Origin of the sequence: Neglectibacter sp. X4, assembly GCF_009917365.1 — a bacterium.
Taxonomy (GTDB): Bacteria; Bacillota; Clostridia; order Oscillospirales; family Acutalibacteraceae; genus Acutalibacter.
Genome location: NZ_QWLE01000017.1, coordinates 43,072 through 54,177 on the forward strand (window position 1 = coordinate 43,072; position 11,106 = coordinate 54,177).

The 11,106-nt window shown below is 57.1% G+C and carries 8 protein-coding genes and 1 pseudogene; 8 read left to right on the plus strand and 1 reads right to left on the minus strand.

Annotated elements, in window-relative coordinates:
- Window positions 1–404 precede the first annotated feature (404 nt).
- From secG to D1841_RS08445, 8 genes are all read left to right on the plus strand, one after another.
- On the plus strand, window positions 405–653 hold the full coding sequence (gene secG, locus D1841_RS08410) for a preprotein translocase subunit SecG (RefSeq protein ID WP_160642725.1): 249 nt from the start codon (window positions 405–407) through the stop codon (window positions 651–653).
- 89 nt (window positions 654–742) lie between these two features.
- Window positions 743–1,501, plus strand: coding sequence for a GNAT family N-acetyltransferase (locus D1841_RS08415; protein ID WP_160642724.1), 759 nt, complete (start codon window positions 743–745; stop codon window positions 1,499–1,501).
- Window positions 1,485–2,756, plus strand: coding sequence for a methionine gamma-lyase family protein (locus D1841_RS08420; protein WP_160642723.1), 1,272 nt, complete (start codon window positions 1,485–1,487; stop codon window positions 2,754–2,756). The genes D1841_RS08415 and D1841_RS08420 overlap by 17 nt, the downstream gene beginning before the upstream one ends.
- Window positions 2,757–3,009: 253 nt before the next feature.
- A complete protein-coding gene (gene recJ / locus D1841_RS08425) occupies window positions 3,010–5,055 on the plus strand; it encodes a single-stranded-DNA-specific exonuclease RecJ (RefSeq protein ID WP_160642744.1) in 2,046 nt (681 codons plus the stop codon).
- Window positions 5,056–5,075: 20 nt separating this feature from the next.
- Entirely contained in the window at window positions 5,076–7,280 is a 2,205-nt protein-coding gene (locus tag D1841_RS08430; protein ID WP_160642722.1) for a bifunctional (p)ppGpp synthetase/guanosine-3',5'-bis(diphosphate) 3'-pyrophosphohydrolase, read from the plus strand.
- A 232-nt stretch (window positions 7,281–7,512) separates the two neighbouring features.
- A complete protein-coding gene (locus D1841_RS08435; protein WP_160642721.1) occupies window positions 7,513–8,577 on the plus strand; it encodes a GNAT family N-acetyltransferase in 1,065 nt (354 codons plus the stop codon).
- 42 nt (window positions 8,578–8,619) lie between these two features.
- Window positions 8,620–9,114, plus strand: a complete 495-nt coding sequence (locus D1841_RS08440) for a SprT-like domain-containing protein (RefSeq protein WP_166554246.1) — start codon at window positions 8,620–8,622, stop codon at window positions 9,112–9,114.
- A 496-nt stretch (window positions 9,115–9,610) separates the two neighbouring features.
- Window positions 9,611–10,690 (plus strand): PTS transporter subunit IIC, encoded by a 1,080-nt coding sequence (locus tag D1841_RS08445; RefSeq protein WP_160642719.1) that lies wholly within the window; start codon window positions 9,611–9,613, stop codon window positions 10,688–10,690.
- An 80-nt stretch (window positions 10,691–10,770) separates the two neighbouring features.
- On the opposite strand, the pseudogene D1841_RS08450 reads toward D1841_RS08445, so the two are convergent.
- Window positions 10,771–11,106 (minus strand): annotated as a pseudogene (locus tag D1841_RS08450) (ABC transporter ATP-binding protein); the annotation flags it as partial.

Sequence of the window (11,106 nt, forward strand, 5' to 3'; positions counted from 1 at the left end):
CGGGTTCAAACGCCGACATGTACCTGCAAAAATTTTGCCCGCAAAAAAAATCGGCCCCCTGGTCTCCAAAGCTGCCGGCGCTGAGGAGCCAGAGGGCGAGCAGCCGGAGCCTGCAAAGGGGCGGATTCCTCGAAAGCCCCCAGAGGCTCCGGTCCTTTTGGACGACCCGCTTCTTTGCCGGCACGCAAACGCTGCCGGCTGCTTGGTCATATTGTGGCCCAGGCGGGGAGAAATTATGCAGGAAGAAAAAATTTCTAAAAAAGCGCCCCTTTCCCTTGCAAATCAGGCCGGGCTGTGGTATGATATCTTATGCTATTTTGCGACAGAGTTTTGGCTTCCGGGAAAAACCACCCACATCTTGTGGGCCGGGGCTGCAAAAAATACCTTTATAGGGGGAGAACCAAATGAGCGTTGTGGAAATTATTTTCGGTATTGTGCTGCTGCTCTTTTCCATTGCCATTATCCTGGTGGTTTTGCTGCAGGAGGGCAACCAGAAAAATGTGGGCGTGGTTACAGGCGCTGCCGACACCTTTTTAGCCAAGCACAAGGCACGGAGCGTAGACGCTTTCCTGGCGCGGTGGACGAAGTTCATCGCTGTGGGCTTCTTTGCCTTTGTGATTATTGTCAATGCGGTGATGTATTTCACCAAGTAACAGCCTGGATGCGTACAGGCCCGGCAGTTTGAAGATTTTGGTGCCCCGCGGCCCTGCGGGGCGCTTTTTCTGTGTGAGGGGGGAGCAGGTTGATCCGGTTTGTGGAAAAAGAGGAGGACAAGCGCAGGCTTTCCCGGCTGTGCGAAGAGACAGCCTTCGGCTGTAAAATGGCGGCGCTTATCCGGTCTTATGGCTTTGACAAAGGCTTTGCCTGCTTTTGGCTGGAGGAGAAAAACGGCTGTGCCTACTGCCTGGTGGACGGCCTTCTGATTGTCTGCGGGGAAATTGGAGACAAGACAGAGGCAAGGGAGTTTTTACAGGCAATCGGCTCGGAGGCTGTTATCGCGCCGGAAGCCGCTGCCAAGGCCCTGGGGCTTTCCCACGCTTTGCAGGGGGAGGTGCTGAAAAAGGTGCTGCCTTCCGGCAGCGAACCAGCGCTTCCCTTAGGGGAAGCACCTATCCGGGACATATACGGCCTTCTGGAAGCCTGCGGCATGGCCGGGGACTTTGAGCCGTTTTATCTGGATCTATCCCTGAAGCTGCGCCGGGGTACGGCCCTGGCACTGACAGAGTACCAGGACAGGGCCTTGGCAGGCTGCGCGGTAGTGTCCGCCATCAGCCGCAGGGGCGCGGTGCTTTCGGCTTTGGCAGTGGAAGAAAGCCTGCGGGGCCAGGGTATTGGCAGCAGGCTTCTGGAAAAAGCAGAGGCCTGCCTGCCGGGAAAAACCTTGTACATATTCCGGGAACAGGACAAAAACGGGCCTTTTTACCGGAAGCACCAGTATGTCCATGAGGACAACTGGATATATACGGCTTGGAAGGAGGACAGGCATGTTTCCATATTTTAACATAGATGAAAGGCTGCTGGCGCTGTCGGATAAGGCGGAGGCCCTGTGCTGCCCCGCCTTTGGGAAGATTGAAGAAAACCAGCGGTATAACCAGCAGAAAATGCTGGCGGCCTTCAACCGGGCCAGGGTCAGCGAGCGGCACCTGTTCGGCAGCACAGGCTATGGCTATGACGACGCGGGCCGGGACGTGCTGGACCAGGTGTATGCTTATGCCCTGGGGGCGGAGGACGCCTTGGTGCGGTGGAACTTCGTCAGCGGCACCCATACCCTGACTGTGGCCCTTTTTGGGCTTTTGCGGCCCGGGGACAAGATGCTGTGCGTGACGGGCACCCCTTATGACACCATCCAGGGGGTTATCGGCCTGCCCGGCAGGGAAAAACCTGGCTGCATGACGGAATATGGCATTGGCTATGAGCAGTTGGATCTGCTGCCAGACGGCAGGCCGGACTATGCCGCCATGGAGGAACAGATTTCCCCGGCGTACAGGATGGTGTACATCCAGCGCTCCCGGGGATACAGCCTGCGGCCCTCCCTCTCTGTTGCGGAAATTGGGCGCATAGCGGAGATTGCCAAGCGGAAGGCTCCCGACTGCATTGTGATGGTAGACAACTGCTACGGCGAATTTGTGGAAAAGGCAGAGCCGGTGTCTGTGGGCGCAGATATTATGGCAGGCTCCCTGATTAAAAATCCCGGCGGCGGCATGGCCCCTACAGGGGGATATATCGCAGGCCGGCATGACCTGATAGAGCTGTGCGCTTACCGCCTGACCACACCGGGCACAGGCCGGGAAATCGGCTGCACCCTGGGCCACAGCCGGGAGCTTTTCATGGGCGCTTTCCATGCCCCCCATGTGACGGGGGAAGCCCTGAAAACGGCTGCTTTTGCCTCAGCCCTGTTTTCCCTTTTGGGCTTTGGCGTTACCCCTGCGCCAGAGGAAAAGCGGGCGGACATTATCCAGGTGGTGCGGCTGGAAACCCCGGAAAACCTTATCGCTTTCTGCCAGGGCGTGCAGAAGGGCGCGCCTGTAGATTCCTTTGTGGTGCCGGAGCCCAGCGACATGCCTGGGTATGACAGCCAGGTGATTATGGCGGCAGGGGCCTTCACCCTTGGATCCTCCATCGAACTTTCCGCCGACGCGCCCCTGCGGGAGCCTTACGCCGCCTGGATGCAGGGGGGGCTGAACTATCACAGCGGGCAGTTGGGAATGCTGCTAGCGGCCCAGGAGATGCTGGAGGCCGGGCTGGTGCGGCTGTAATGCTTGGAAAACACGCGGGGATGGCCGGGATTTCCGGCTGCCCCGCCTTTTCTTTTCATGGGCTTTTGGAAGGGGCAAAGAAATGGCGGTGGAAGCCTTGTAATCGGCCTGTTACTTGATTTTCCCCGGGGAAAATGATAGAATAGGGACAGATTCTCTATATAAAGCAAAAAACGATGCTGAACACAAAAAGCTGTTCTTTTATGGCTTGTTGTGCGAATTCTGTGCCGCATGGCGGATGGGGTGGGGTTTGTTGAATATCAGAAAATGGGAGGTTGCGCCCCTCAATAAAGAGCGGGCGGCAAAGCTTTCGGAGGAATATGACCTGCCCTCTTCCCTGGGCATCCTGCTGGACATCCGGGGGTTCCACACCCGGGAAGCCATCGAAGGGCTTTTCCAGGGGGAGGCGCTTGCGGATCCTTACCAGATGCGGGACATGGATAAGGCTGTGGCCCGTATCCGGCGGGCTGTGGAGGACTTTGAAAAAATCGCGGTGTACGGAGACTATGACGCCGACGGCGTAACCGCCACTGCCATGCTCTTTTCCTATCTGCAGGCCATGGGGGCCGATGTGCTCTACTATATCCCCCAGCGGGAGGGAGAGGGCTATGGTATGAACCGGGGGGCTGTGGAGGCCCTGCACCAGCAGGGGGTGAACCTGATTGTCACAGTGGATAACGGCATCTCCTCCATAGAAGAGGTGGCCCTTGCAGGGGAACTGGGCATGGACGTGGTGGTGACTGACCACCACAGGCCCCACCAGCGCCTGCCCCAGGCCGCTGCCGTAGTGGACGCTCACCGGGCTGACGATGAAAGCCCTTTCCAGGAGCTTTCCGGGGCTGGGGTGGTATTAAAGCTCCTGATTGCCCTGGAGGACGGGGATGCGGGGCAGGTGGTCAGCGAATATGGCGATTTGGCGGCTTTGGGAACCATTGGCGATGTGGTGCCTGTGCTGGGGGAAAACAGGGCCATTGTGCAGGCTGGCCTGAGGCTGCTGGAAAAAGGGGGCCGGCTGGGGCTGGATGCCCTTCTGGCCCAATGCGGGAAACAAACCGGGCTTACAGCCACCTCCCTGGCCTTTTCCGTTATCCCCTGTATCAATGCCACCGGACGCATGGGCGCGCCGGAACGGGCAGTGCGGCTGCTCACCTGTGAGGAGGAGGACACTGCCCAGAGCATGGCGGCGGAGATTGCGGAGGACAACCAGCGCAGGCGGCAGATTGAGCGGGCAATCAGCGGGGAAGTGATGGCGGCAGTGGAGGCTGATCCCCGGCTGCGGTATGCCAGGGTGATTGTGGTAAGCGGCAAGGGCTGGCACCACGGGGTGGTGGGCATTGTGGCGGCCCGGGTGACAGAACGCTATGGCAAGCCATGCTTTGTCATTTCAGTGGACAGCGGGGAAGCCCGGGGCAGCGGGCGCAGCGTGGAGGGCTTTTCCCTCTTTGAGGCTGTCTCTCACTGCGCGGAGCTGCTCACCCGCTTTGGCGGGCACCCCATGGCGGCGGGGGCCAGCATGGCGCCGGAAAATGTGGACGCTTTCCGGGAGAAAATAAACGAATACGCAAAAGAAGCCTGTCCCTTTATGCCCGCCCAAACCCTGCGGTTGGACTGCAAGCTGCGGCCCGGCATCCTTTCCCCTGCCCTCCCCCGCTCCCTTGCCCCTCTGGAGCCTTTTGGCAGCGGCAACCCTCAGCCTCTTTTCGGCCTGTACGGGATGGAACTGCGGGAAGTTCTGCCAGTGGGCGGAGGAGAGCACCTGCGGCTGCTCTTTTCGCGGGAGGGGATGACTGTGCGGTGCATGCGCTTCCGGGTAAAGCCGGAAGAGTTTCCCTATGCCCCGGGAGACTTGCTGGATTTGGCTGTAGCTTTGGAAGCCCGGGAATACCGGGGAGAGGAACAGTTGAGCATTGTGATAAAAGACATGAAGCCTGCGGGGCTGGAAACAGCGGACTGTATAAAAAGCCTGCGGCTGTATGAAAGGCTGCGCTGCGGGGAGCCTTTATTACAGGAGGAGAAAGCAAGCCTTGCCCCGGACAGGAAAAAGCTTGCGGCGCTGTACAGGCATTTAGGAGGGAGAAAAGGCCGCCCCGCAGGCCCTCTTGCCCTGTTGCGGGCCTTGGGAGAGCCGGAAAGCGGCCTGGGAAAGCTTTTGGTGTCTCTAGACATGCTGGAGGAGCGGGGGCTTATCATCCGGCAGAAAAAGGGGGAGGCCCTGCATATAGCCCTGGCGCCTGCAAAGGAAAAGGTGGATATCTTCGCCTCTCCCCTGTACCAAAGGCTGGCAGGCCCGGAACTGTAAATAAAGAGGAGGGATGAAAAATGGCGGACATTATCCAGATAAGTTCTTATGAAGAGCTGCAAAAAATCATAGGGGAAAGCGGCAAGGACTATGACAGGGAGCGCATTGGGGAGGCCTACTGGCTGGCGGAGGAAAAACACCGGGATCAGCGGCGCAGCTCCGGAGAGCCGTATATCATCCACCCCCTGTCTGTGGCAGCCATTCTGGTGGAGCTGGGCATGGACTCCCAGTCTGTGATGGCGGGGCTTCTCCACGACGTGGTAGAGGATACCGACTGCACCATTGAGGACATCACCGCCCAGTTTGGACATGAGGTGGCCCTGCTTATTGACGGCGTGACAAAGCTTGACAAAATCCCCTATTCTTCCCGGGAGGAGCAGCAGGCGGAAAACCTTAGAAAAATGCTGATGGCCATGGCAGAGGACATCCGGGTGATTATCATCAAATTTGCCGACAGGATGCACAACCTTTCCACCCTGGAATACGTTTCCCCCCAGAAGCAGCGGGACAAAGCCCGGGAGTGCCTGGAGGTTTATGCCCCTATTGCCCACCGCTTAGGTATGCGCACCGTAAAGGAATGCATGGAGGACATCTCCTTAAAATATCTGGATCCTTCCGCATACCACGAGGTGCTGGAAAACCTTTCTTCCCGCAGCAAAAGCCGGGACGAATTCATTGCTTCCATGAAAAAGCAGATAAAGGAACGCATCGGGCAGGCAGTGCCCAATGTGTATATTGAAGGCCGGGTCAAGAGCATTTACAGCATTTACCGCAAGATGTTCATCCAGGGGAAAATCTTTGAGGAGATTTACGACGTTTTTGCCTTGCGGGTGATTGTGGACACCATTGAGGATTGCTACAACGTGCTGGGCATTGTCCACGACACCTTCCAGCCCCTGCCCAACCGTTTCAAGGACTATATCTCGCTGCCAAAGCCAAACATGTACCAGTCTTTACACACCACTGTGATAAACAAGGCTGGCGTGCCCTTTGAAGTGCAGATCCGCACCTGGGAGATGCACTATACGGCGGAATACGGCATCGCGGCCCACTGGAAGTATAAGCTGGGCATGTCTGCCAAGGCTTCCGACAACCGCTCTATGGACGACAGGCTCTCCTGGATACGCCAGATGCTGGAAAACCAGGCGGAAAGCGAGGATATCACCGACCTGGTACACTCCATCAAAAGCGATCTTGTGCCGGAAGAGGTGTTCGTGTTCACCCCCAAGGGGGATGTACGCAACCTGCCTATGGGTTCGACGGTTATTGACTTTGCCTATGCCATCCACAGCGCTGTGGGCAACCGGATGATTGGGGCCAAGGTGGATAAGCGCATTGTGCCTTTGGATTACAAGGTGAAAACCGGGGAGATTATTGAAATCCTTACCACCAAGGAGGTGGGCAAGGGCCCAAACCGGGACTGGCTCACCCTGGTGCGCACCAGCGAGGCCAGGAACAAGATAAGGGCCTGGTTTAAAAAGGAGAAGCGGGAAGAGAACATTATAGAGGGCAAGGCCGAGCTGGAACGGGAGTTCCGGCGCAGCGGCATGGCTTTCAGTCCGGAGCTGATGGCCTACATGGTGGAAAGCGTGGGCAAGCGCCACAACTGCTCTAATGAAGAGGATTTTTACGCTGCCATCGGCTATGGCGGCATACAGCTTTGGAAGGTGCTGCCCCGTATTAAAGAGGAATACCAGCGCCTGCACAAGGCCTCTGCCCCGGAGGATCCGTCCCATCTCCCCCCTCCTGCGGTTCCCCGCAAACAGAAGGTGGCAAACGGCGTACTGGTGGAGGGGATGGACAACTGCCTTGTAAAGCTTTCCCGGTGCTGCAACCCCCTGCCTGGAGACGACATTGTGGGCTTTATCACCCGGGGCTTTGGCGTGTCCATCCACAAGCGGGGCTGCTCCAACGTCCCCCAGGATTTGACCCAATGCCCCGAGCCGGAACGATGGGTGAACGCCTATTGGGAGGGGGATGTGAAAGACGATTTCAAATCTACCCTGCACATTGTGGCGGAAGACCGGGCAGGCCTTTTGGCTGACGTGACCATGCAGCTTTCCAATATGAAAATTTTTATCCACTCGTTAAATTCCCGCCAGGAAAAGGGCGGCATCAACGCGGTAATTTCCGCCACCATTTCTATTAACGGCCTGCCCCAGCTTCAGAACATTATCGACCGCCTGTCAAAAATCAAGGGTGTGCTGTCCATTGACCGCACTTAAGGGACTTTTTGAAAAGAAGTCCAAAACATTGCTTTCGACAAGTTTCCTAAGAACCCTCAAAAACCAAGAATCCCCGTGGAGAGGACAACTAACCGCCTGAGTGTGAACACAAAGTTACTGTGAAAAATATGCAGAAAGGAACGATACCGGGCACAAAAGGCTGTATTATCATGGCTCTTTGTGCGAATCCTGTATCGCATGGCGATTTTTATGGCAAAGGAGGAAAAAGCCTATGAGGACGCTGACTACAGACCGCCTGCTCCTGCGGCCCTGGAACATGGACGATGTGGAAGCCTTTTACCTATATGCGTCCAGCCCGGACGTGGGGCCTTCCGCCGGATGGAAGCCCTGTGAAAGCCTGGGGGAAGCCGAAGAAATCCTGGAAAAATGGACGGCTGAAGATTATCCGGACGTCGTATTTGCCATGGAGGAAAAGGGCACGGGTGCCGTAGTGGGTTCCATCGGCCTGCACAGGGATACCCACCGCGCCCCTAACGTCCAGTGCCGCATGTTGGGTTACTGCACCGCCAAGGAGCACTGGGGCAAGGGCTTTGCCACGGAAGCCGCCCATGCGGTTATAGACTACGCATTCCAGCGCCTGCGTGTAAAGCTTTTGACAGTTGATCATTATGTAGGCAACGAAGGTTCCCGGCGGGTGATAGAAAAATGCGGGTTTACCTATGAAGGAACACTGCGCCGCGCCCTGCAGATTTATGACGGCACGTATAAGGACGCCAGCTTTTACTCGATGACTGCTGCCGAATACCGCCTGATTCGAGCCAAGGCAGCAGGGCTTGCCCTGGTTTTGCCGGAGGAAGTAAGCGAGGAGGCGTTTATGGCTTATTATGGCGAATGGGGCGGCGAGGGGCCTGGCTTTAATCCGGCAGCTATGGAGCTGAAAGGCAGAAGCCATAAGCAGTGGCTGAAGGACACTATTGCCATGCGCACAAACCCGCCGGAGGGCCTGGTGCCCTCCACCGCCTATTTCTTTGCAGATAGGGCAGGCCGCGTGCTGGGGGCCATAGATTTCCGCCACGAGCTTAATGATTACCTCCTGCACTACGCCGGGCACATCGGCTATGGCATCCGCCCTAGCTGCCGGGGCAAGGGCCTTGCGCCCTACATGCTGGCCCTATGCCTGGAAAAGGCCCGAGAGCGGGGCCTTGCCCGGGTGCTTGTCACCTGTGATGATGAGAACCAGGCCTCTGCCAGCACCATAGAGGACTGCGGCGGCGAACTGGAAAACAGGGTGGAAGAAGAGGGCCGTTTAACCCGCCGGTATTGGATAGACCTGTAAAGGAGAGGTTTGGTTTTGGAAACAGGGCCGCAGGCATTAAAAATGTGCGGACAGGATGGGGAACTGGACAGACTGATGGCAGCCCTGCTGGTGCAGTTGCAGGACTTGCAGGTGCCTGTCTCCCCCAAAATCCTGCCGCAGGTGCAAGTGAACACCCGGGCCAAGCGGCGGCTGGGCTGCTGCCGGTTCCGGGAAGGAACGTATACCATTGAGGTGTCCGCCGGGATTTTGCAGTCCCCAGACCTACTGAAGGAAACGCTTCTCCATGAACTGCTGCACACCTGCCCTGGGTGCCGGAACCACGGGCCTTTATGGAAAAGCTATGCGGCAGTTGTGAACCAGGCTTTGGGCACCTCTATCCAGCGGACGGTGAAAGTGGAGGAAGCCTTATCCCCCCTGCGGCAGGAGGAGGTAAAGTATGTCCTGCGGTGCCAGTCTTGCGGCAGGGAAATAAAAAGGCTGCGCATGTGCAAGGTGGTGAAAGCACCCTGGCGGTACCGCTGCCTGTGCGGCGGGAAGCTGAAGCGTGTGCGGTAAGGCTAAGTCCGGCTTTTTCACAAGGGAGTGCTGAAACAGGCATTCCCTTTTGTAAGAAGTTGTACCGATTGGAGTGGTACAAAGTTTTTCGAGAAAATTTTGTGGGCTTCAAGGCGGAAACCACAAGAAAACCTGTCGGTTTTCGAGGATTTCCAACACAGAAGCCTGCAAAATTTGCCGGAAAGATTTGTGCTATGCCCTATTGGTACGACTTCTAAATTCTGGTTGCCAGGTGTGCGCCTTTATGTTACAATAGATTGAACCCAAGACGGCCCGGGCGGGGCGTACTGCCAGTAGGGAAAGGGAACGACCAGGCAAACCGGAAAGCCTCCGGCGGCGATTCCCCTGCCAAAAACAGACTTCTTGCCCAGGCAACATAGCCAATATATATACGCAACCTGTACGGAAGCGGATCCACACTTAAACGCCTGAAGGAACGGTGGAAACGCCTCTGCATGTTTCCCCCGTTCCCTTTTTGGAAAGGGGAAAATCCTGTATGGAAAATCAAAAGACAGCCGCCCCCGGCAAAAGGGCCGGGGCGTGGCAGACTGTAAAGGCTTACTGCCGCCTGTATTTTGTGGACGCAATGAGCGCTATGGCCCAGGGCCTGTTTGCGTCCCTGCTTATCGGTACTATCATTTCCACCATCGGCGCCCAGTGCGGGCTAACGGTGCTGGAGGACATTGGAAACTTTGCGAAATCCATGGCCGGGCCTGCTATGGCGGTGGCTATTGGCTATGCCTTAAAGGCTCCGCCTCTGGTGCTCTTTTCGCTGACTGCTGTGGGCAGCGCCTCCAACACCCTGGGCGGCGAGGGAGGCCCCCTGGCAGTGCTGCTGATTGCCATTCTTTCCGCCGAGCTGGGAAAGCTGGTCAGCAAAAAAACGCCTGTGGACATTCTGGTTACACCCTCGGTCACCATCCTCTCCGGCGCGGCCCTGGCTTATCTCTGCGCTCCTGCTATCGGCACAGCCGCCGCCAGCGTGGGCAGCCTGATTATGTGGGCCACAGATTTGCAGCCCTTCTTCATGGGAATTTTTGTCTCTGTACTGGTGGGAATTGCCCTCACCCTGCCTATCAGCAGCGCGGCTATCTGCGCTGCCCTGGGGCTTACCGGGCTGGCAGGCGGCGCGGCAGTAGCCGGGTGTTGCGCCCAAATGGTAGGCTTTGCGGTTATTAGCTTTCAGGAAAACAAGTGGGGAGGGCTGGTGGCTCAAGGCCTGGGCACGTCTATGCTCCAGGTGCCCAACATTATTAAGAATCCCCGAATCTGGATTGCCCCCACCCTGGCCTCCGCTGTCACCGGGCCGCTGGCTACCTGTCTTTTCGGCCTGCAGATGAACGGCGCACCTATTTCCAGCGGCATGGGCACATGCGGTTTGGTAGGGCAGATTGGGGTCTATTCCGGCTGGGTCAGCGACATTGCCGCCGGGACAAAAGCAGCCATCACTCCCATGGACTGGCTGGGGCTTGCGCTGATTTGTTTTATCCTACCCGCCCTGCTCTCCCTTATCATTGACTTTGGCCTGCGCAAGCTGGGCTGGGTGAAGAATGGGGACATGGAGTTGAATCTGTAAAATCGCCTTAAGCACAAAAGGGAAGCCCCGTCCATTTGGACGGGGCTTCCCTTTTGTGCTTTCTCAGGCTTTATTGATTTTTACCCCACCGTGCTCAAATCCCATTCGCTGAAAATCTTGGGCACGTCGGAAATCAGCCGCTTGGTATAAGCCGCCTTCGGGTGGATAATTACATCCTCCGCAGGGCCAGCCTCCACAAACGCGCCATGCTCCATAATGTACACAGAGTCGGATACATAGTACGCCAGGCCGATGTCGTGGGTGATGAAGATGATGGTCATATTGATCTCATCACGCAGCTTCAGCAGCATATCCAGAATCGTCGCACGGGAGCAGGCATCCACCATGGACGTGGGTTCGTCCGCTATCAGAATCTTCGGCTTCAGCAGGAAGATTCTCGCTATCATCAAACGCTG